Source organism: Luteibacter sp. 329MFSha (assembly GCF_900111665.1).
Lineage (GTDB): Bacteria > Pseudomonadota > Gammaproteobacteria > Xanthomonadales > Rhodanobacteraceae > Luteibacter.
Window position 1 is genome coordinate 953,896 of record NZ_FOJE01000001.1, and the last position, 22,196, is coordinate 976,091.

Sequence of the window (22,196 nt, forward strand, 5' to 3'; positions counted from 1 at the left end):
GGTCACAGGGAGGTCGCAGGTCATGGCGACTCGACGCATGGCTACTTGTGGCTGACGGGTACGAGGTAGCAATCTTGCCGGGAATGTCCGGGATGAGGCCTGGTGGGCCGCGGGGATCGAAGGCGACGATGCGCGAGTGGTTCAGGGGGATGGGCAGGGCGGGGCTGATCGCCGTGGCGGCGCTACTGCTGTGCGCGGCGGCCAGCGCGCCGGACACGCTGGGCAGCTACCAGCACACCGCCTTCCTCAAGAAGGATGGCGCGCCGGGTGACGTCGCCGGGCTGGTGCAGGGGCGCGACGGTTTCCTCTGGATCATCGGCACGAAGGGCCTGACTCGTTTCGACGGGGTGTCGTTCACCGCGTTCGAGCCGCCAGCCGGCGAGCGGTTCGAACAGGCCCAGCTCGATCGGATCGTCGCCGCGCCGGGCGGTGGCGTCTGGGTCACGAACATCCGGACCGGTCCGTCACTGGTGAGGCACGGCCACATCGAAACGTTCGGTCCGGCGCAGGGGTTCCCGGGGCGCGGTGGACGTTTCTTCACGGCGCGGGACGGCACGGTCTGGATCGCCACGCCCGACGGTTACCGCTCGTTCGACGAGGCGCGCCACGCGTGGGTGCGCCGTCTGCCGGCCAAGGACGACCTCGACATGATGGATGCCGCGTTCGACGCCGACGGCAACCTGTGGATCGCGCGCGCGGGCGTCGCGCCCGTCGTCGTTCCCGAGGGGCGCGATTCGCCCGTCGACGTGGCTCACGCATCGGCCGACATCAGGAAGATCCGGATCGGCCGGTCTGGGCGCATGTATCTCATGGGCACCGACTCGGTGCACTTCTTCCGGCGCGAGGGCCTCTCGCTGACGGAGACGGCGTTGCCGTTCGACTTCCACGCCTTCGGCCTCTGCGAGGACCGCGAGGGGAACGTGTGGCTGACGTCGCCGACGAACGGGGTGGTCTTCATCTCGCGCGCCGCCATGCAGGCAGCGGAAGACCGCCACGCGGTGCCGGCGTACGAGACGATGCGCAAGGCGGAAGGGTTGAGCGGTGGCGTCGCGTGGCCCATCGCGGAGGACACCGACGGCAACGTCTGGATCGGCAGCGAAGGCGGGATCGATCGCTTCACCCGCTCGGTGTTCACGCAGGTTCGCCTGCCCGAGGGCATCCACGAAGTGTCGGCGGCGGTCCTGAAGAACGGGGAAGTGTGGGTGGCAAGCGAGACGCGGCCCGCGATCCATGCCGTGCCGCCGGCGTCCTGGCAGGAGGCCGGGATCGGCAAGCACGGTTTCGCGGCGTTCCTCGACCGGCATGCCGATGCCGCGCTGATCGCCAACACCACCGGTCTGTGGCGCGCCGACGAGCGGGGCGCCACGCCCGTGGCCACGTTCGCCGAGCGGGTGGGCGTGGGTCGTCCCGCGTGCGTGGTCAGCGACGCGAAAGAGCGGATCTACCTATGCCCGATTTCCGATACGTCCGGCGCGGTCTCATGGGACGGCACGGCCTGGAACACCGTCATCCCGCCGCCCGCTCTGCCGCGCGTGGCGGCCGTCGGCGACGACGACGCGATCTGGATGGGCGGCGTCGGCTCGCTGTGGAAGGTCCTCGATGGAAAGGTCACCGCATGGACCACGCGCGATGGCCTGCACAATCGCGCGATGAGCGTCATCGCGCCGGTGCGCGGTGGCGCATGGATCGGCGGCGAGAGCGGCATCGAATTCTTCGACGGCCATCGCTTCACGATGCTTCGTGGCAGCGAGGCCGAGGCGTTCGTGCCTACGACGGGACTTCTCGTCGATTCGACCGGCAACCTCTGGGCGCACACGCTTGGCGGTGTGGCACGGATCGATGCGGCGAGCATTCCGGGCGCGCTCGCATCCGGCGGCAAGCCGTTCACCTACAGGATGTTCGACGAATCCGATGGCGTCCCCGGCGCGCCGGATCCGGACCGGACGCTGCCCACCCTGCGCGCGAGCGCGGATGGGCGGCTGTGGGCACAGACGACGGCCGGGCTGGCGTGGATCGATCCCGCGAGCATGCCCGTCTCCCGGAAGCCGGTCAGCCCGGTCATCGAGACGATCGCCACGAGCCAGAGGCGCCTGCCGGCGAACGAGGCGGCGACGCTCGACGGCACCGAGCGGTCCGTGCGCATCGCCTATACCGCCCCGGCGCTCTCCGATGGCCCTCATCTGCATTATCGCTACCGCTTGCGCGGACTCAGCGACACCTGGGAAGACGTGGGCAACCGGCGCGAAGCGGTGTTCACCAACCTGCCGCCTGGCGCGTACACCTTCGAAGTCGCGGCGGTGGGGCAGGACGGCGCGGCGAGCGAACGCGTCGCCACCTTGCGGCTGACGCGCGATCCGGCGCTGCACGAGACCTGGTGGTTCCGCGCGCTGGCATTCCTGCCGCTGCTGGGACTGATCTGGCTATGGCAGCGCATCCACGCGAGGAACCTTCGCCGACGCCTGAAGATCCGCGCCGACGAGCGCGACGCGGTGGCGCGCGACATCCACGACACGCTGCTGCAACGTTTCCACGGCCTCACGCTGACGTTGCAGGCATGGGCCGCGGACGACCGCTTCCCGGCGTTCTGGCGGAAAGAACTCGACGATATGACGCTACAGGCGCGCGATGCGATCGTCGAGGGACGCCAGCGCATCCTTTCGCTACGGCGCAGCGGCGACACCGGCCTTGCGCTCTACGACGACCTCGCCGCGGAAGGCTCGCTGCTGCAACAGCGCCACGCCATGGCGTTCGTCCTCGACGCGAAGGGTGAGCCGCGGCCGCTGCGTCCGGAATGCACGTACGAGCTGCGCCAGATCGCGCTCGAAGGCATGCGCAACGCCTTTACGCACGCGAAGGGGACGACCGTGAGCGTCACGCTGAACTATGCCAGCGACGCGCTGTGGCTCAGCATCGTCGACGACGGCATCGGGATGCCCGCGGAAGCGACCGGCACGACAGGCGCCGGGCGGTTCGGCCTGGTGGGGCTGCGCGAGCGGGTGGCGCGCGTGGGCGGCGTGCTCAACGTCGATTCCGCGCCCGGCGAAGGCACCGAGCTGCACGTGAAGATCCCGGCGCGCCGCGCCTACATGCGCGGGGCATCGCCGGCGGCCTAGTCGAGAAACCCGCGCTGCACGGCGATCATCACCGCGTGCGTGCGATCGTGCGCGCCCAGCTTCGCCATGATGCTGCGCATGCGCGACTTGACGGTGTCCTCCGAGACGCAGAGCTCGTCGCCGATCGCCTTGTTGCCCTTGCCCGCCGCCGCGAGGCGAAGCACGCTCAGTTCGCGCGCGGTGAGGTTGTCGGCGGCGGCGTGCAGCGCGATCTGGTAGGCCAGTTCGGGCGCCACCACGTGCCGGCCGGTGAGCGAGGCGCGGATCGCGTGGATGATCTCGTCGAGCGTGGCCGACTTCAGCAGGTAGGACGTGGCGCCCAGCGTCAGCGCGCGCATCACGCGCGCGTCGCCGGGATAACTGGTGAGCACGATGATGTTGGCGTCCGGGAATTCCTTGCGGATGGCCTCGATCGCTTCGAGGCCATCGACGCGGGGCATCTGCAGGTCGAGCAGCGCGACCGTGGGCCGGAGCTGGCGGAAACGCTCGATGGCTTCGGCGCCGTCGGCGGCCTCGCCGACCAGTTCCATGTCCGGTTCGCGCGCGATCGCCGACGTCAGCCCCTGTCGCATGGCCGGATGGTCGTCGGTGATCAGGATCCGGATCTTCTCCGGCGCGGCGCTCGTATCGCTCACCAGGGTCTCCTCCCCGTATGGACAAGCCTGGGCCGTCCCGCCCGTTCTCCCCGGACCACCGCAGCCCCGCCATGGTCGTGTGATGCCGCGATCCGTTCAATACCCAAATGGATGAATCTGCTGCTCGCGCCGCGCATGACACGAAAGTGTCACCGGTCGTCCCACGAATGGGCCGTCGAGCGCCACGTCGGAGGGTATCGACGGATCGCGAGCGCCCCTAATCTGATGTCGCCGGGTCCACAGGGGGGCCGACGATCCGGCACGTAGCCTCGAGGGAGTCGCCCATGTCGTCCATGCTGATGTCGTCCGTCGAGGACGCGCTGATCCTCCTGCTCCAGCGGGCGAGGGTGGATCGTGTCCAACCGTCCGACGCGTTCGTCGAGCACCTCTCGAACGCGTTGCTGGCGGCGCGCGATGCGGCGGACGCACCGCTGGAAGCCGGCGCGTCCAGCGTCCGCGGGGGTCTGGCGACCTGGCAGCTGCGGCTCGCGTTCGAGCACCTGACGCGGGAACTCGATGCGAGCCGCGCCGTGCAGGGCGCGGCCCAGGCGTGCCGCACGTCGCGCGGGCATTTCTCGCGCGCGTTCAAGGCGAGCACGGGCGTGTCGCCGTCGCGCTGGCACATGGAGCGACGGATCAGGGAGGCCGAACGCCTGCTCGCGCAGCGCGACATTCCGCTGGTGGAGATCGCCGCGCGTTGCGGCTTCTCGGACCAGAGCCACTTCACCAACGTCTTCTCGCGCCACCGGCACGTATCGCCGGGCGCGTGGCGCAGGCGCGCGGCGGCCTGATTCGCATCGAAGGCGACGGGTGTCCCGCGGTAGGATGCTCCCGGATTTTTCCCGGGAACCCTTTCGGTGTCGCGTCTTCTTCGATCCTCGCCCTGGCTGTTGCTGCTCGCCAGCCCGCTCTGCGTGGCATCCGGCGGGAGCTATCTCGTGGACGACGGGGCGATCACGCCGGCGGGGCATTGCCAGCTGGAGAGCTGGCTGCAGTTCGGCCGGGCGTCGCGAAGTGCGAACAGCGTGCCGGCCTGCAGCTGGGGACCGGTCGAGTTCTCGTTGCCGCTGTCCGCGGGCTGGCACGTCGGCGGTCCCGGCGTGGCGCCCGGCGTGAAGTGGCAGGTAGTCGACGGGGCGCGCGTGCAGACGGCGCTCGCCGCCGGCGCGACATTCCAGCACGCGCGCACACGTTCGACGTATGCGTATGCCGCCACCACGTACCAGCCCGATCCGAACGGGCGCTGGGCGTTCAACGTCGACGTCGGCGCGACGCGGCCGCAGGGGCAGGGCGCGCAGCGGCTCCTCGGGGGCGGCATCGAGTTCACGGTGTCGCCCGACATGACGCTGCTGGCCGAGGTCCTGGACACCGCCGGGGCCGGACGCACATGGCAGGGCGGCGTGCGTCTGCCGTTCGGCGACGACAGCATCGACCTCGTCGTCGGGCGCAGCCTCGGGCGGCAGGACGACCGCTGGATCAACATGGGCCTCAATCTGGCGTTCTGAACGCACCGCGCCAGAAGAGGTAGATGGTACCTCCCAGCGCGGTGCTAGGATCGACACGCCTCCCGACCGACCTTGCCGGACGCGACATGGATCCCTCGCCGGAAACCGCCGATGCAGCGCCGCCCGTCCACCGCATCCGCTGGGCTTCGGTGATCCGTGGCGAGAAGCTGCTGCCGCTGGCGTGGCTCACCTGCCTTGCCTTCCTGATCTTGCCGGAGACGCTCCTGGCGCATCTGGAGCGCACCGAGTGGCTGGTCTGCGTGTTCGCGTGGCTGTTCCTCATCGTGCTCGGCTGCGCCGTGGCGGTGGTCCGGCACGCGGAGCATCTGGCGCACCACCTGGGCGAACCGCGCGGGACGCTGGTCCTCACGCTCGCGGTGACATCGATCGAGGTCATGAGCGTGACCGCGGTGATGCTGCACGGGGAGAACAATCCGACGCTGGCGCGCGACACGCTGTTCTCCGTGACCATGATCGTGCTCAACGGCATGGTCGGCATGTCGCTGCTGCTCGGCGGCCTGAAGCACAACGAGCAGGCTTACAACCTCCAGGGCGCGAACGCGTACCTGGGGCTGATCATCCCGCTGGGCGTGCTGGCGATGGTGATGCCGGACTTCGCGCACGGCGCGGTGGGAGCCTATCGTCGGCTGCCGCATCAGCTGTTCATCGCGATCTTCGCCTTCGTGCTCTACGTCACCTTCGTGTTCCTGCAGAACCGGCGCATGCGCGGCTACTTCGTCGAGGATGCCGCGAAGGTGCGGGACACGCGCGAGCGGCCGGTCGACCGGGGGCCGGGCACGTCGGCCGCGCTGCTGATCGCCTACATGATCCCGGTAGTGTTCCTCGTCGATCATCTGGCGGTGCCGATCGACTACGTCATGGAGACGCTGCACGCGCCCATCGCGCTCGGCGGTCTCGCGATGGCGATCCTGGTCGCGTTGCCCGAGGGCCTCGGCGCCATCCGCGCGGCGAACCGGAATGAACTGCAGCGGTCGGTCAACGTGTTCCTCGGTTCCGTGTTGTCGACGATCGGGTTGACCGTGCCCGCGATCCTGCTGATCAGCCGCGTCACGGATCATCCGATCACCCTGGGCCTCGACCATAGCGATCTGGTGCTGTTCGTCCTCACGCTGTTCATGTCCGTGGTGACGTTCTCGAGCCCGCGCACGCATCTGCTGCAGGGCGCGGTGCATCTGATGCTGTTCGCCTGTTTCATCTTCTTCGTGTTCTTCCCCTGATCCACGGCGGCGGGCATCGCGCCGTCCGCGCGGGTATCATGGGGAGCTCCGAAGCAAAGGCCCTCCCCATGCCGCTTTCCGCCGATGAGTGACCGGCGCGCACGCATCGCGGCGCGTTTCGAGCGCGTCACGAACCACGACTGGCTTTCGCCGACGCAGTGGCGCAGGCGTATCGTCTTCTGGGTGGGTGCCATCGTCGTCGGCCTGGCCGCGGTGCTCTTCGCACGGGCGGCGGACTTCGCGTCGGAGGCGTTTCGCGGGATGGCCGCGTACGGTCGCTGGGTGCCGTTCCTCGTCACGCCATCGATGTTCGCGCTGCTGTGCTGGCTCACGCAGGGGGCGCTGAAGGCGACGCGTGGGTCCGGCATTCCGCAGGCGATCGCGGCGCTCAAGGTGGAAGACGACGGCTTCCGTTCGCGGCTGCTCGCATTGCGCGTCGCGGCGGGCAAGATGGCGTTGACGCTCGCGGCGCTGCTCGGCGGCGCATCTGTCGGGCGTGAGGGTCCCACCGTGCATGTCGGCGCGGGACTGCTGTACTCGCTGGGGCGGCGATTCGGCTTCGACGAACCGGCCGCCGCCGGCCGCTTCATCCTCGCCGGCTCGGCCGCCGGTCTGGCCGCCGCCTTCAACACGCCGCTGGCCGGCGTCGTCTTCGCCATCGAGGAGATGTCCGGCACGTTCGAGCACCGGATGAGCGGCACGCTGCTCACGGCGGTGATCGTGGCCGGCGTCGTGTCGCTTGGCATCCTCGGAAACTACGCCTACTTCGGCGACATCTCCGCGGCCCTGCCGCTGGGGCGCGCCTGGATCGCGGTGCTGTTGACCGGCGTCGTGGGCGGCCTCGCCGGCGGACTCTTCGCCCGTCTGATCATTCCCTCGGCCACCGGCATGCGCGGCGTCCTCGGCCGACTGCGCGCGCGGCAGCCGGTGGTCTTCGCCGCAGCGTGCGGCCTCGCCCTGGTGCTGCTGAGCCAGCTCAGCGCCGGCGGTCTCTATGGCACTGGTTATGCGCAGGCGCGCGACATCCTGCAGGGACATGGCGACGCCGGGCCGCTGTTCGGCGCCCTGAAATTCCTCGGAAACATCGCGTCGTCGTGGGCCGGCATTCCGGGCGGCATCTTTTCGCCGGCGCTGGCGGTCGGCGCAGGACTGGGCGGCAACATCGCGCACTTTCTGCCAGGCGCCGATGCGTCGGCCGTGGTGCTGCTGGGCATGTCGGCCTATCTGGCCGGCGTCACGCAGGCGCCGCTGACGTCCGCCGTGATCTCCCTGGAGCTGACGGCGAACCACCAGATGGCGTTGCCGATCATGGCGGCGTGCCTGCTTGCGCGCGCGGTATCGGCGCTGGTCTGCCGCGTGCCGGTGTACAAGGCGATGGCGGATGCCCTCATCGCCCAGTATGCGGCCGAGCGCGATGGCGCCGCCCGGCCGCCGTCGGCACCCTAGTTCAAGGCGTGAGCACGACCTTGCGGCAATCCTCCTTCTTCGCATCGAAGACGTCGTAACCGCGCGCGGCGTCGGCCAGCTTCATCCGGTGCGAGATGATCACGTCCGGCTGGAGACGGCCGTCCTCGATGGCGTCGAGCAGCTCGGGCAGGTATTTCTGCACGTGCGTCTGGCCCATCGCCAGCGTCAGGCCCTTGTCGAAGGCGTCGCCGAGCAGGAAGCCGTGGATGAAGCCCGCATAGACACCGGGGATGCTCACGATGCCGCCGCGACGGGTCGCGGCGATGCACTGGCGGATGACCTCGCCCGAGCTTGTCTCCAGCTTCAGCGTGCTCATCACGGTTTCGACCGTGCTTCCCTTGGCTTCGAAGCCCACGGCATCGATCGACGCGTCCACGCCGCGGCCGTGGGTCTTCTCGAGGATCGCCTCGGAGGAATCGACCTTCGAAAAGTCGATGGGGATGGCGCCGTAGGTCGCCGCCGCGAAGTCGAGGCGGTACGGTTCGTCGTCGACGATGAAGATGCGCTCCGCGCCGAGCATGCGGGCGCACGCGGCGGACATCAGGCCGACCGGCCCCGCGCCGAAGATCGCGACGGACGAACCCGGACCGATCTTCGCGTTGAGCACGGCCTGGTAGCCCGTGGGCAGGATGTCCGAGAGGAACAGCACGCGCTCGTCGTCGAGGCTGCCCGGGATGACGAACGGGCCGACATTGGCCTTCGGCACGCGCACGAACTCGGCCTGGCCACCGGGAACGCCACCGTACAGGTGGCTGTAGCCGAACAGCGCGGCGGGTGGCGTCATCATGGCGCGCTTGCGCAGGCTGGCGCCCTGGTCGGGATTGGTCGTTTCACAGGCCGCGTATTGCTCGAGCTCGCAGAAGAAACACTGGCCGCAGGCGATGACGAAGGGAATGACGACACGGTCGCCGACGGAGACCTCGGTGACGCCGGGGCCGGCTTCCTCCACGACGCCCATGAACTCGTGCCCGAAGATGTCGCCGTGCTTCGTTTCGGGAATCTTGCCGTGATAAAGGTGGAGGTCGGAACCGCAGATGGCGGTGGCGGTCACGCGCAGGAGGATATCGTCGGCCTCGACGATGCGCGGATCGGGAACGGTTTCGACGCGGACGTCCCTGGAACCATGATACGTCAGTGCTTTCATCGGGGTGGGGGCTCCATGAAGAGAACCCCCACCGTTGCACCCGGTATCTCAACGTGCGGTCATCGCGGCGTGCGATCGCGTTGACGACGCCGTCTCACTTGCCGAGGTTGGTCAGGAACTTCTTCGTGTACTGCAGCACGGTCGTGCCGGGCACCGAGTTGCACGTCGGCGAGGCGAAGCCGCCGCCGCAGGGGTTGTCGCGGTCCAGCGACCAGAAGTGCACGCCCGCGAGCTTGTTCGCGACCGCGTACTGCGTGACCTTGTCGATATCCGCGACGGTGAAGGTCTCGCTCACCACGTCGTTCAGACCGATCATCGGCGTGATCTCGATCCGGCTCAGCGGGATGCCGTAGGTGTGCTGCAGGTTCTGCACGGCCTGGATCGCCGACTGGCCCATGTCGCAGCTGCCGTTCTTCACGACGCAGATGGACGGGCCGGCACTGCCGTAGTCCATCGTCATGAGGTTGATCGTGTAGTTCTTAAGGCCCGAGGCCTTCACCGCGCGCACCACCGCGTCGCCCGTGGCATTGACGCCGCCGTAGCTGCCATCGGAGGCCGCGAGGGTCGCCAGCGTGAAGGAGAAGCGCAGGTTGGGATACAGGCTCTCGGCGTAGACCGCGTTGCTGACGAGCGCGTTGAGCTGCGCGGGCGTCTGCCCGGACTCGATGTCGAAATCGACGCCGACCATGTGCGGGGTCATGTACGTGGAAAGGAACTTCGCCATGCCCGCCGCGCTGCTACAGGTGAACACGCCGGCCTGGCCGCCCGTGGAGACCACGTAGTTGATGCCTGCGCTGTTGAGCCTCGCGATGTTCGCGCTGGCGAAGGCCGAGGCGGGCAGCCCGCCCCAGTTCTCGCTGCCACATTCGCCGGAGGCGAAGGCGAGCGTGATGGCGCCGAGGTTCGGAACCTGCGTCGAGACGAGGCTGCCGCTGCCGACGACGGGTATCCGCGTACCCGTCACCATCGTCGACATGATGTTCGTGTTCCAGTCGAGGTTGATGGTGATGTCCTTGTAAGGACTGAAGAGCAGGTCGCCCGCGGCGGGCGGCGGATTGTCGGGCGGGTTGTCGGGCGGATTGTCCGGAGGCGTGCTGCCGCCGTCGCAGGCGCCCCGGGAGGTCCAGGGCTGGCCCGATCCGGGCCCACCGCTGCTGGTGGCGGGATCGTTACCCTGCGTCCACCAGTTGGCCACGTAGTTGGTGCCGTTGCGGCTGGCGGTGCTGCCGCCGGTATAGACGGCCGTGGCGGACCACGCGGCGGCGCATGCGGTCGCTGCATGCGCCTCGTGGACGGGAACGAAGGACGACAGCGCGATGGCGATGGCGACACCGAGCGTGCCGGTGCCGGCACCGGCCGCGATGCGGAACGATGGACGAGTGAACATGGGAGCGCCTCCAGATCGAAGTGAATGGAAGGGGCTTCTCCGGTACGCGTCGCGCGGATCCGTTCGGTCCCCTTGCAACCCTGCCGTACTGCCGACTGCGAAAGCGGCTCCGGTTTAATCCCGGCATGACAACGTTGTCTATCGGCTGCGAGGCGAAGTGTGACCGGGGGCGTGAATGTCCACTGGACAGGAAATGGCGCGTTGCGGTGCGATTGACGAGTCGAATGGGCGACAGGCGATGCATGGCGGTTGACGCGCCGCGGCATGCGCGGCGCGTGCCATTTGTCCACCGGTCGTCGCGAATGACAACGAAGGACAGGCGACTCCTGCCGAAAACGTGCCCTTACGGCAGTTCCTTGATGCGCAGGTTGCGGTACACGAACGTGATCGGTTCGACGCCCTTGTCCTCGCCGCCCTGCAGGGCGATGTGGCCCTTATGGAAGCGGGCGAAGTCCGGCATCTTCGCGAACTTGGTCTTCGCGACGAGCGCGTTCCATTCCGGCGTCCACAGCGTCGTGTCCACCGTGGTGTGGCCGTTCTGGATGAAGCGGACGTGGCCGTGATCGACGATGATCTCGACCGCGTTCCAGTTACCGGCCTCCCTGACGTTTTCGATGTCCGAGGAGATGAGGTCGAAGAGGTCGCCAGAGCGTTCGTAGAGGGTGTAGCTGTCGGGCTTCGTGCAGACCAGGTCGGCGATCTGCATCTCCGGACCGGTCTCCCAGGTCTGGTGGTACTTCGGCGACTCCTGCACGTTGAACATGATGCCGGCGTCGGCGCAGGGGGTCATCTTCCATTCGAGCTTCAGATGGAAGTTCTCGTATTCCTTGTCGGTGACGAGATCCGCGACATCTTGCGCATCGGCCTTCCGGTTGCGCTGGAAGTGGATCATGCCGTCGACCACGGTCCAGTTCTTCGCCGCGCCTTTCTGCCCGAATGAATGCCAGCCGGTGAGCGTCTTGCCGTCGAAGAGCGAGGTGAACCCCGCTTCGTCGGTGGCGGCGTGGGCGGGCAGCGCGGCGATGCAGCAGGCGAAGACGATCGCTTTCACGTGAGCTCGAATCATGGCGGACTCCGGGGGCAAAGCCCCGAGGGTAGCGCGTTCCGTCATGGCGGCGATGCCACTCGTGGCCAATTCGTGATGCGCGTCGGGTCGTGCGTTGGGCCTCGTCGCGACGACCGACCGCCTCGCCGTGGGCCCGGCGTGCGCCGGTGCGACGTAAGGGGCTCGTGGAAACCCTCACCATCGCCCCGGCGCACGATGTCACCGCGTGCGAGCGGACTTACCAGCTCACGCCCGCGCCCACGCCGACCGTGCTTTCCGAGCCCGAGCTCGACGCGCCGATCGACACGCTCGCGCGGTTTCGGCTGAAAGCGCGTTGGTAGCCGATCGCGAGGGCCGACTGGCCGCCGTAGTTGCCCGCGCCCACGCCCAGACGGTTCTCGCCGGAAAGTCCCGACGTGTTCATGCTCATCTGCGACAGCGCGGTGCCCATCGCACCGACGCGGTCGAGGCGCTGGTTCACCTGGTGGAAGCGGTCGTCGACGCGGTTGCGGAACGTGTCGAAGTCGCTGCGGCTCACGCCGTTGTTGATCTTGCTGTCGGTGTACGCGTTGGCGCGTGCGAGGGTCTGCTGGTCGCCGTTGTCCGCGTAGGACTTGGCCGTGGCGAGTGCCTGGTCGACCTGGCCGACGTTCGCGGCGTCGGTGGGAGCGGTGCCGGCGGCGACGTTCACCACGCGGCGCTGGTTCGCGGCCGTGCCGACCGACACGGTGTTCGCCTGGTCCGCGACGGATCCCGCACCGAGCGCCACGCTGTTGGTCGCGGTGGCCGACGCCGCCTGACCGATGGCCGTGCCCGATGCCGCGGTCACCGACGTGTCGGCTCCCACCGCCACGGCGTTCGTGGCCGACGCGGCGATCGTGGCGTTGCTGCCGACGGCGGTGCTGCCATCGGCGCCGATGGTGGCGTGATCGCCGATGGCCGTGTCGCGCGGATCGGTGGCGACGCTGCCGCCGCCGACCGCGAGGCCGTTGCCGCTGCCGGACGGTACCGACGGATTCCCCGGCTGGCCGCCGCCGGGCGCATTGCCGAGTTGCTGCCGGATATCGTCGATGCCCTGCAGCGCGCTGGAGAGCACGCCGTCGACGGCGGCGAACGCGTCGCCCACGTTGCTATAGCTACCGCCCTGGATGGCGTACGTGGGGGGGATGAAACCCGCCATGCCCATCGAGGCGCCGCCACCGAACGCGCTGGCGAAGGCGGCGTTCACGGCTGAATCGCCGACGGTGACCTGGCCGATCGCCGCCTGCAGCTGGCCGACGTTGACGGCGTCGTTGGCGTCGACGCCGGCGCCGAGGTTCGTGATGCGGCGCGTGAACTGCGGGATCTTTTCGCCCCAGCGGTTCGTCAGCGTGCCGTCGCTGCCGACGGAAACCACGTTGCTGTCGCGCGTGGCGGAGTTGGTGCCGAGCGCGACGCTGTTGGTGCCGTCGTCGCTGACGGTGGCGAAGTGGCCGATCGCCACCGACTCGTCGCCCTTGGCCAGCGCGAGGTCGCCCATCGCGATGCTGTTCGTGCCGTACGCCCAGGTGGACGAGCGGTTGTCGCCGCCGATGGCGATCGCGTTGATGCCCGTGGCCGCGGCGTTGTAACCGATGGCCGTGTTGTTGTTCTCCTGCGCGTAAGCGTTGTTGCCGATCGCGATGGCCGCCACGCCCTCGGCACGCGCATGCGCGCCGACGGCGGTGGCGCTGTCGTTCAAGGCCATGGCGGCGGCGCCGATCGCGGTGGCTTCGTAGCCGGACGCCGTCGTGAGGTCGAACACGCCCGGGAAGACCTGCGACGCACCGCCGATCGCGGTGGCGCCTTCGGCGGTACTGTGCGCGCCGTTGCCGATGGCCGTGGAGTCGTCGCCCTGCGCGGTCGACTCGTTGCCGATCGACGTCGCGCCGAAGCCGTAGCTCGAGGTGAGCGAGCCCAGCGCGATGGCGCTGTCGCCGTTGGCCTGGGCGCTGCCGCCGATCGCCATGGCGAGATTGCCCGTGGCGGTGGTGACCTCATCGGACAGCGGCGTGCCGCCGCTGTCGACGGCGACGCCGCCGATCGCGATGGTGCCGGCGTTGGCGGCGGTGGCGCCCGTTCCGAACGCGATCGCATTGGCACCCGACGCGGCGGCGCCGAAACCGACCGCGGTGGCGTAATCGCCGGCGGTGTTCGCGGCCTGCCCGAGGGCGATGCTGCCGGCGCCCTGCGCGATGGCGGAGGTGCCGATGGCGGTGCTGCCGGTGTCGAGGGCGACGGAGCCCGAGCCGATGGCCGTGGCGTCATCGGAGGCGGCGAGCGCGCTCGCACCGATGGCGACGCTGTGGAATCCATCGGCGTAAGCATCGTCGCTGCCGTCGGACGCGCCGTTGGCGGCGAAGTAGCCGCCCGGCGCTATGTCGGCGGCGCTCAGCACGCGGTGCGCGGCATCGAGGCGAGGCGCGGTGGTCAGCGGCGCGGCCGCCTGTGCAGAGGTGCAGGCGACGCCAAGCGCGATGGCGGCGGCGATCGCGCGTCGCGCGGGGAGCAGGGTGGTGCGGGTGGAACGATTCATGGGTGTCTCCGTGGAGAAGTGGGTCAGGGGGCGACGAAGCTCGCCTGCACGCTGAGGTTCAGGGCGTCCTTGACGCCGAGGACGCGGAGGAAATACGTGCCTGCCGCCGGGCGGGCCAGGACGACGGACTCCGCGTTGCCCGCATGCGCGGACACGTAGTCGTAGGCCCCGTCGGCCGGACGCGCGCCGACCTTCACCTGGAGGGTGACGTCGCCCGAACCGCCGAAGGTACGGAGGACGAGACTCTTCGCGCCGGCCGGCACGTCGATCTGGTAGTAGAGCGACGTACCCGCGTAGCTCGCGACGTTCGTGAGCAGGCTGCCGTTGGTCAGTTCCGGCGTGTAGTTGTCGCCGAGGAGGGCGAGCTTCACCGCCGCCGTCGCATCGACGATGCCTGCGCCGGCCGGCGTCGCGGTCGGGAACGGAACCTTCGGCTTGTGCGCCGTCTGCTTCAGCGCGCTGACCACCGCGGCGGGCGTCATCAGCGGCTGGCCCGCGGCGAGGCGCGCGCTCTGCATCAGCGCGACCGTGCCCGCGACGTGCGGCGTCGCCTGCGACGTGCCGGCGTAGCCGCCGTAGGTCGGTTCGGCCGGCACGGTCTCGCCGCCGTTGATCGCCTGGTAGACGAAGCCGCTCGTGACCGGCGAGCCGCTGGTGCCGTCGTTGGCGTAGATGCCGCCACCGGGTCCCGCGATCGCCACCGGCTTGCCGTAGTTCGAATAGAAGGCCAGACGGCTGGTGATGCCGACCGAGGCCACGGTGATCGCACCGGGGCAGCTCGCGGGTGAGTAATACGCCGAATCGTCGCCGGAATTGCCGGCGGCGACGACGACGACCGCGCCGCGCGCGTTGGCCGCCGCGATGGCCTGCGCCATCGGGTCGTCCGGCACGCACTGGCCCTGGCCGCCGAGGCTCATGTTGATGACCTGCGCGGGGTGCGTGTTGTCGGGCACGCCATCGACGTGGCCGCCCGCGGCCCAGACGATGCCGTCCGCGATGTCGCTGTCGTAACCGCCGCAGTGGCCGAGCACGCGGACCGGCAACACCTTCGCGTGGGACGCCACGCCGGCCATGCCGAGGCCGTTGTTCGTCAGCTCGGCGACGGTGCCGGCGACATGCGTGCCATGCCACGAACTCGGTTCGGGCTGGCAGCTGTCCGACCACGGTGCTTCGGTCGTCCAGTCGCCGGTGTCCCAACCGCCCGGCGCGCGCCCGTCGCTGGCGCGACCGGAGACGAACGCGTCGGTGATGAAGTCGTAACCGGCGTCGGCGAGCGAGGTGTCGAGGTCCGGATGCTGCGTGATGCCCGTATCCACGACGGCGACCGTGATGCCGTCGCCGTCGGCGAGGCTCCAGGCGCCGGGAAGGTTCGCGCCGCCCTGGTTCGGCACCGCGAGATCGGTGTCGGGCGTGCCGTCGGGCGCGCGCAGGTGCCACTGGTCCTTGGCGTAGTACTCGTCGTCGGGCGTCACCACGTCGTCGGCGCGGAAGTCCCGCACGGCCTGGCGCATGCGGTCGGGCACGATCGACTTCACCGCCGGGTCGGCCGCCATGCGGGCGAGGAACGCGGCCGTCTCGTTGGCATCCAGCTTGCGCGACAGCTTCAGCACGCGGCTGCCGATGGCGAGTTTGCGCAGGTGGGTCACCGTGGGCGGCGCCAGGCGCGCACCCTTCGCCGAGGCGAACGTCATGCGCGACAGCGCGACGCTGGCGGTCTGCGTCGCGGCGAGCGCATCGCCGTCGTTGCGATAGGCGACGATGAACCGGTCGAACGACGGCTGCGTCGTGGTGGCGACGTCGATGGTCCGAAGGGGATGTGACGCGGGCTGCGCGGCGAACGCCGGGACGGCGGTGGCCACGGCGAGGACGCCGATGAGGCGCAAGGACAGGCGAGGCATGGTGCGGGTATCTCCCCGGTGGTGTTGGCGTTGGCGGACGCGATGCATTCCCCTGCGTTTGCCCGTGATCCCCATGGCCGGTGCGTGACCGGCCCTGCATCGCGTCGATGATCGTCGGCGTGTGGCACGACGAGCGGCGAACGTATGACAAACGCGTTGCAGGATCACGCACCGTCTCTGTCGGAATCTGTCAAAACCTCACGGATGGGATGACGCGAGGCATGGCATGGCGTCGATTGACAGTTTTGGTGCGTGAATCGCGAAGCCATCGCGCCTATAAAGGTCGCCTGTCATGAAACATCGCGGGAGAACGCGTGACGAAGACGATTTTCAGGCCGGCGATCGACTGGCTGCGCGACATTCCGTTCGGCGACGAGACGTCGCGCGGCAACGGCGTCGCGTTGCAGCTCCTCCTTTTCATGATCGGCATCACACTTCCGTTGATCTGGCCCTACCGGATCGCGGTGCTGACCAACCCGCTGACCTTCGCCGACTGGATGGACCTCGGTGGCGACGTGCTCGTGGTGGCGGCCGCGTGGGCCGGTATCGTGAAGATCCGCCGGGGCAAGGTGGAGTCGGCGACGCGCCTGTTCGTGGCCACGATGCTCCTGTCGCTGTTCGTCACCTATGCCGACCGCGGCCTGATGAACGCCATGCTCGACCAGACGTACGTGGTGCTGAGCATCGTGCTCGGGGGACTCGTGCTAGGGCGCCGCACGCTGTGGCGGCTCTATGGCGTGCTCGTCGTGCTGTTCGCCGTGGGCGCCGGCTCGGATGTCCTGCGGTTGTCGGCGCACGGCACGAACCATCCGCTGATGGGCGCGGTGAACCTGCTGCCCCTGGCCCTGAGCTACCTCGCCATCACCCTGGTGCTCGACCAGTGCGTGTCGACGTTGCGCGGCAGCGTGCAGAGCGCGGAGCGGCGCGGCATGCGCCTGGCCGAGACGAACCGGGTGCTGGAAGAGGAGATCGCGGCCCATCGCAAGTCGCGCGAGCAGCTGATCCATGCGCAGAAGGTCGAGGCCGTGGGGCGCCTCGCCGGTGGCGTGGCGCACGATTTCAACAACATCCTCAGTGTGATCGAAGGCTACGCCGAGGTGCGCGAGGACAGCGACGATCCGGCCGTGCTGCGGACCGCTCTCTACGGGGTGGCCGCGGCCGCGCGGCGCGGCGCCGCCATCAGTCGCAAGCTCCTCAGCTTCGGGCGGCGCGACGTCGCGCGCGTCGAGGTGATCGACCTGCGCCGGTCGCTGCGCGACGTGAAACACGTGCTGCGCCAGCTCTTCAGCCATGCGACCACGCTCGGCGTGGAGGTCGCGGACGACGCCCGGTACATCCGCTTCGATCCGGAGCAACTGGAGCTGATGATCCTCAACATCGCGGCGAACGCGCGCGACGCCATGCAACCGGACGGCCGCTTCGACATCCGCGTGGTGCCCGCCGCCGGCGGGCGCGTCCGCATGACGTTCCGCGACGACGGTCACGGCATGCCCGAGCGCGTGCGCCAGGAGGTGTTCGAGCCGTTCTTCACGACCAAACCCGCCCACGTCGGCAGCGGCCTGGGCCTCGCGGTCGTCCGCGATCTGGTGCGTGACAGTGCCGGCACCATCGAGGTGGAGAGCGAGGAAGGGCATGGCACGACGATCGTCATCGAGCTGCCCGGTGTGCCGCGCCACGCGGGGGACGATCTCTCGCAGGCGCCGCTCGTGCAGACGCTGCTGGTGGAGGACGAGGACATCCTCCGCGAAATGTGGCGCAAGCGGCTCGAGGGCGACGGCTTCCTGGTGATGGAGGCGGGCAACGCGGCGCAGGCGTTACGGCTCGCCGCCGAGTTCGCGCACTCGATCGAACTGGTGATCACCGATCTGCGGCTGGGCGACAACGATCCTTCGGTATGGATCGACGATCTGCGCCTGCTGATGCCCGACACGCCGCTGCTCGTGGTCTCGTCGCATTTCCCTCCGACGATCGCGCAGGTCGACGGCATCGCCATCCTGCACAAGCCCTGCTCACCCGACATGCTGGTTTCGGAAGCCACGCGCCTGCTGGAAGGTGTCCGGCGCGCGCCCGCGCTTACATCGTGAACACGTAGCCGCTGCCGCGTACCGCGCTGAGCGGGAGCACGACCCCGGCCTTCGTGCCGACTTTGCTGCGGAGCCGGTACACGAGCACCTCGATGCGGTGCGGGTCGAACTGTTCGTCGCCGCCGACCGCGGCGATGAGCGTCTCACGGCTCACCGGTTCGCCAGGCACGTCGAGCAGGGCGCGCAGCATGGCCCGTTCGTGGGCCTTCAGCGCGATCGACACGCCGTTCGGCGCGACGAGGCACCAGCCCTGGCTGTCGAGTCGCCACGCGGCCGCGGTCACGCTGCGCAGGGGCGGTGGCCGCAGGCGGCGCATGAGATTGCGCAGGGTCGCGGCGAGTTCGTGCATCACCACGGGCTTGGCGAGGTAGGCGTCGGCACCGTTGCTGAGGCCGCGCACGCGATCCTCCTGCGTGTGCCTTCCCGAGAGCATGACGATGCCGATGCGTGAACTCATGTGAAGCCGTTCCGCGAGGGAGAATCCGTCGCCGTCGGGCAGTCCGACGTCGAGGACGACGATATCCGGCTCGTCGGTGCTCAGCACCTGTTCGAGTTCCTTGACCGTCCCCACCGCGGAGACGCGGAATCCGAAGTCGCGGAGGCCGGGGGCGACCAGGCGGTCGCGCAGCAGGTGGTCGTCTTCTACGAGCGCGACATGCGGTGGCGGGACGTGATCCGCGGCGGCGGCTCCGTCCTGCGCCTGCGGCTGTCGATTCATCATGGTGTACGTGGTCCGGAGCGATAAAACCCGCCATCGTTGATAGCAGGTCTTCCGCCCGATGGATAGGACTTAGTGTGCGTCGCCCTGGTCTTGTCGCCGCAGCGTCATGAGGTCGCGCTCGACGGTCGCGCAGTACGCGTCCAGCGGCAGGTCGTTCGGCATGAGGTCGAACGGGTCTTCGATCTGGTCGCCCAGCGCGTCGAGCCCGAAGAACGTGTACGCGAGCACGCCGACGACGAGCGGGGTGAACCAGCCCATGAGCCCGACGAGACAGAAGGGCAGCAGGAAACAGTAGATGTGCACGGTCCGGTGCAGCAGCAGGATGTACGCGTACGGTATGGGCGTGCCGTGGATCCGCTCGCAACCGCCGAGCACGTGCGACAGCGTACCCAGCTCGCGATCCATCGCGGCAAGGAGGATCGGGTCGTCGTGGCGCGCGCGCATGGCCTCGCCGAGCGCCGCGCCCGTTCGCGAGAGGATCGCGGCCGGTCGGTTGGGGGTGGCGAGGATCCCGGCTCGCTCCCGTTCGTCGCCGATCCACGTCGTGATCTCGGAAACGGCGTCGGTGCCGCGAAGGTGATGTCGCAGGGCGTGCGTGAACGCGATCAGCCGGGAGGTCATGCCCTCGCGTGACGCGGCGCTTTCGCCGGGCAGGAAGGTGACCGCCTGACGGGCGAGGTTGCGCATGGCGATGATCAGCTCGCCCCAGAGCGTACGGGCCTCCCACCAGCGCTGATAAGCCACCGTGTTACGGAATCCCAGGAAGATCGCGAGGGTGAGGCCCATCAGGGTAAGCGGCGCGGCGTTGAGGCCGACCTTCATGGACACGACGTGGTAGTCGATCCAGACCACCGCGGCGGACAGGAGCATGGTGTAGAGCACGCGCGGCCAGATCACGGGAATGATCGACCCCTGCATGGCGAACAGCAGCGATCGGACGCTGGGCGTGCGGGAACGATGCATGGCGCCGCCTCACTCGTCCGTGGGCGGGACGTCCGTGGGGGCGCTTTTCCGCCGCCGGCGAGGCTTCGGCTCGCTCGCCGCGATCAGGGACTGCAGGTAGGCGATGCCTTCCTCGGGCGGAAACCATGCGACCACGTCGGCGACCGAGAGGTTGTAGCGCTGGCGCAAGGCGTCGAACTCGGCGCGCGCAGGAGCGAGCGGATCGACCTTCGGCGGCCGGCCCCGGCGCTTCGGCGTGGCGGGCGGCGTCGCGGCGCTGGCCGTCTTCGGCGGCGCGGTCTCCATCTTGCCGGACTGGCGATCGAGGGCGGCCAGCTCTTCCTGGAACTGCCTGAAATCGTATTTGCCGGACGAGTTCATCGCGGTACGTGCTACGGAGGGGTCACCATTGTGGCACGGTCGACGCGGAAGGGTTTGAGAATGAAGGACATACCCTTCCGCGAGCACCGATCGCGGCCGCGTGCGCTCCAGCCGGTGGGCGGTGAATGTGTGACCAATGGAACGCAAGTCCGCGCCGCGCAAGGCGGCGACGGACTTATCCACACGGTTATGCAGGAACTTTCCACAATCCCTGTGGATAGATCAGCGGACGCTGGCTTCCGAACCCGTCGAGATGTCGTCGGCGTTGTTGCGCTTGAAGATGTCGCGCGCGGCGTCGCGCTGGTTGCCGCTCTCGGTGTGGACCGAGATCAGGATGCTGCCATCGCGCACCTTGGTGTCGAAGCGCTTGGCCTCGAATTCCGGGATGCCCATGCCGACCAGCGCGCCGACGATGCCACCCGTCGCCGTGCCGACGGCCGCGCCGCCGAGCGCGGCCATGATCGGGCCGGCGGCGATGAACGGGCCGACGCCCGGAATGGCGAGCGCGCCGATGCCGGCGAGCCAGCCAAGGCCGGCGCCCAGGCCGAGCCCGACCACGCCACCCGTGGTCGCCCCTTCCGGCGCCTTCGTGTTGTGCTCGTGCGCGAAATCGCGGGTGCCCCGGCGATCGGGCAGCAGCGCGGAGATGTCGTCGCTGGTGAAGCCGGCCTGCTTGAGTTCGAGCACGATGTGCTCGGCCTGTTCCACGGTGCGGGCGGTGCAGTAAACGGATGCTTTCATCGGGGGCCTCGTCGGGTCAGTGCTTGGTGTCGAGCTGGTTCTGTACGGTGGCGACGCCGGGCACGCCCTTCGCGATCGCCTCGATGCGGGCTTTCTCGGCGTCGTCCTTCACGGGACCGCGCAGGGTGACGATGCCCTTGGCCGCGATCAGCTTGACGTTCTGGCCCATCGTCGAGAGGGAGTCGTCCGCGACGATGGCCTTGCGGACGGCGGCCGCGAGGCGGATGTCGGCGGCATCGTTCGGCTGGTCCATCGGCGTCGCGCTTTCGGCGTGGCGATCGCGCTGGTTGATGGCGGTGTTGTCGACCTTCGACGTGTCCTGCGCGAACGACGGCGATGCCGCCGCGACGGCCAGGAGGAGGAGGGCGGGGTAGCATGGATTCACGGGTGTTCACCGGTGGCTGCGACGATGCGCAGTACGCCGCCGGACCCGTGAACCGGCGGTGCAGGGTTAGCGACGGTGCGTTCGCGAGACCGGCTGGCGGCTGAAGATCGCCGACTCAGCCCGTGGCCTGGCGGAACGTGACGACGAGCACGTCGCGATGCGAGGCCTTGCCAGGATCGGTGGGCGTCACCGGCGTCACGCCGTGGAAGACGCGGGGATCGTGTACCAGCGCGGCATCGAAGGGTTCGGTGAGGGTGAATTCGCCGAGGGGACGCCCTTCGGGCGAATGGATCGTCGTCGTGCCGCTGGCGATGTTCTCGCGATCGATGAGCAGGACCAGGACGTAGTCGACGCCGTCGCGATGGCGGCCTTCCGGCGTGGGCTCACCCGCCGCCCCCGCGGTCGCCTCGATCCGGAACTGGTGCACCTCGATATGCCACTGCGCGATCTCCGGCGACAGGCCGCCGAAGAAATCGTGGCAATACTCGAGGATGGCGAGCATCGTCGGCCCGTGGGCGATCTCCTCCAGCACCGGCGCGAACCAGCGCTCGATGTCGCCCTGCAGGCTGTTGTAAGCCAGCGTCTGGTAGTGCGCCTGGTGCGGACGCGGCTCCACGCGGCCGAAGCGGCTGGCGGCGTAGGTCGCGTGGCGACGCCGGCGGAAACGGCCGGTGGCGGCGAGATAGGTATCGGGTTCCAGCGCGTTCCAGCTCGCCACGAAGGCGTCGAGGTCGCTCAGCCTGCCCGCGTGCTCGATCAGACCGCGCATCTCCTCGCCATGAACGAAGGCGAAGCCCTCGTCCCGGACCCGGTCGTGAAGGGCGCTGTCGTTCGGCTCGGCGGATGCGTTCATGGCCGCAGTATAAGGCCGCCATCGCACGCGGCGGTGCGGCAAACCGCCCCGTAGGGCGAGCGACCGCGCGCCAGACAGCGCCTTTCACTCCGTCGTTGCGGCC

18 protein-coding genes are annotated in these 22,196 nt (G+C 69.0%); 6 read left to right on the forward strand and 12 right to left on the reverse strand.

What is annotated here, in order from left to right; translation table 11 throughout:
* Positions 1-128: 128 nt before the first annotated feature.
* The gene (locus BMW54_RS04210) at positions 129-3,113 is read left to right on the forward strand and encodes a sensor histidine kinase (RefSeq protein ID WP_175472757.1); all 2,985 of its coding nucleotides are present in this window, start codon (positions 129-131) and stop codon (positions 3,111-3,113) included.
* Here BMW54_RS04210 and BMW54_RS04215 read toward each other — a convergent pair.
* On the reverse strand, positions 3,110-3,748 hold the full coding sequence (locus tag BMW54_RS04215) for a response regulator (protein WP_256374572.1): 639 nt from the start codon (positions 3,746-3,748) through the stop codon (positions 3,110-3,112). The genes BMW54_RS04210 and BMW54_RS04215 overlap by 4 nt on opposite strands.
* A gap of 284 nt (positions 3,749-4,032) precedes the next feature.
* On the opposite strand from BMW54_RS04215, the gene BMW54_RS04220 reads away from it, so the two are divergent.
* The 4 genes from BMW54_RS04220 to BMW54_RS04235 all read left to right on the forward strand — a co-directional run bounded on the left by BMW54_RS04220 (position 4,033) and on the right by BMW54_RS04235 (position 7,937).
* Positions 4,033-4,539, forward strand: a complete 507-nt coding sequence (locus BMW54_RS04220) for a helix-turn-helix transcriptional regulator (RefSeq protein ID WP_090053229.1) — start codon at positions 4,033-4,035, stop codon at positions 4,537-4,539.
* Between the two features lie 66 nt (positions 4,540-4,605).
* Positions 4,606-5,253, forward strand: coding sequence for a hypothetical protein (locus tag BMW54_RS04225; RefSeq protein ID WP_139206032.1), 648 nt, complete (start codon positions 4,606-4,608; stop codon positions 5,251-5,253).
* A gap of 86 nt (positions 5,254-5,339) precedes the next feature.
* A complete protein-coding gene (locus tag BMW54_RS04230; RefSeq protein WP_090053232.1) occupies positions 5,340-6,491 on the forward strand; it encodes a calcium:cation antiporter in 1,152 nt (383 codons plus the stop codon).
* Positions 6,492-6,575: 84 nt separating this feature from the next.
* Complete coding sequence (locus BMW54_RS04235) at positions 6,576-7,937, forward strand: chloride channel protein (RefSeq protein ID WP_090053233.1); 1,362 nt, start codon at positions 6,576-6,578, stop codon at positions 7,935-7,937.
* A 1-nt stretch (position 7,938) separates the two neighbouring features.
* Here the strand turns inward: BMW54_RS04235 and BMW54_RS04240 are convergent, their stop codons facing one another.
* The 5 genes from BMW54_RS04240 to BMW54_RS04260 all read right to left on the reverse strand — a co-directional run bounded on the left by BMW54_RS04240 (position 7,939) and on the right by BMW54_RS04260 (position 15,986).
* Complete coding sequence (locus BMW54_RS04240; RefSeq protein ID WP_090053235.1) at positions 7,939-9,102, reverse strand: zinc-dependent alcohol dehydrogenase; 1,164 nt, start codon at positions 9,100-9,102, stop codon at positions 7,939-7,941.
* 94 nt (positions 9,103-9,196) lie between these two features.
* Complete coding sequence (locus BMW54_RS04245) at positions 9,197-10,489, reverse strand: carbohydrate-binding protein (protein ID WP_090053236.1); 1,293 nt, start codon at positions 10,487-10,489, stop codon at positions 9,197-9,199.
* Between the two features lie 343 nt (positions 10,490-10,832).
* The gene (locus BMW54_RS04250; RefSeq protein WP_254779053.1) at positions 10,833-11,555 is read right to left on the reverse strand and encodes a 3-keto-disaccharide hydrolase; all 723 of its coding nucleotides are present in this window, start codon (positions 11,553-11,555) and stop codon (positions 10,833-10,835) included.
* Positions 11,556-11,772: 217 nt separating this feature from the next.
* Positions 11,773-14,088: a YadA family autotransporter adhesin gene (locus BMW54_RS04255; protein ID WP_090053239.1), complete on the reverse strand. Its 2,316-nt coding sequence runs from the start codon at positions 14,086-14,088 to the stop codon at positions 11,773-11,775.
* Positions 14,089-14,111: 23 nt separating this feature from the next.
* A complete protein-coding gene (locus tag BMW54_RS04260) occupies positions 14,112-15,986 on the reverse strand; it encodes a S8 family serine peptidase (protein ID WP_090053240.1) in 1,875 nt (624 codons plus the stop codon).
* A 314-nt stretch (positions 15,987-16,300) separates the two neighbouring features.
* Here BMW54_RS04260 and BMW54_RS04265 point away from each other — a divergent pair, with 314 nt between their 5' ends.
* On the forward strand, positions 16,301-18,070 hold the full coding sequence (locus tag BMW54_RS04265; protein WP_090053242.1) for a hybrid sensor histidine kinase/response regulator: 1,770 nt from the start codon (positions 16,301-16,303) through the stop codon (positions 18,068-18,070).
* Here the strand turns inward: BMW54_RS04265 and BMW54_RS04270 are convergent.
* From BMW54_RS04270 to BMW54_RS04295, 6 genes are all read right to left on the reverse strand, one after another.
* On the reverse strand, positions 18,060-18,791 hold the full coding sequence (locus BMW54_RS04270; protein ID WP_254779055.1) for a response regulator transcription factor: 732 nt from the start codon (positions 18,789-18,791) through the stop codon (positions 18,060-18,062). The genes BMW54_RS04265 and BMW54_RS04270 overlap by 11 nt on opposite strands.
* Positions 18,792-18,860: 69 nt before the next feature.
* Positions 18,861-19,754, reverse strand: a complete 894-nt coding sequence (locus tag BMW54_RS04275) for a bestrophin family protein (protein ID WP_090053244.1) — start codon at positions 19,752-19,754, stop codon at positions 18,861-18,863.
* A gap of 9 nt (positions 19,755-19,763) precedes the next feature.
* Positions 19,764-20,114, reverse strand: coding sequence for a hypothetical protein (locus BMW54_RS04280; protein ID WP_090053245.1), 351 nt, complete (start codon positions 20,112-20,114; stop codon positions 19,764-19,766).
* A gap of 222 nt (positions 20,115-20,336) precedes the next feature.
* Positions 20,337-20,855, reverse strand: coding sequence for a hypothetical protein (locus BMW54_RS04285; RefSeq protein ID WP_090053247.1), 519 nt, complete (start codon positions 20,853-20,855; stop codon positions 20,337-20,339).
* A gap of 16 nt (positions 20,856-20,871) precedes the next feature.
* Positions 20,872-21,240, reverse strand: coding sequence for a BON domain-containing protein (locus tag BMW54_RS18910; protein ID WP_217642599.1), 369 nt, complete (start codon positions 21,238-21,240; stop codon positions 20,872-20,874).
* A 115-nt stretch (positions 21,241-21,355) separates the two neighbouring features.
* Positions 21,356-22,093, reverse strand: coding sequence for a 2OG-Fe dioxygenase family protein (locus BMW54_RS04295; RefSeq protein WP_090053249.1), 738 nt, complete (start codon positions 22,091-22,093; stop codon positions 21,356-21,358).
* Positions 22,094-22,196 lie beyond the last annotated feature (103 nt).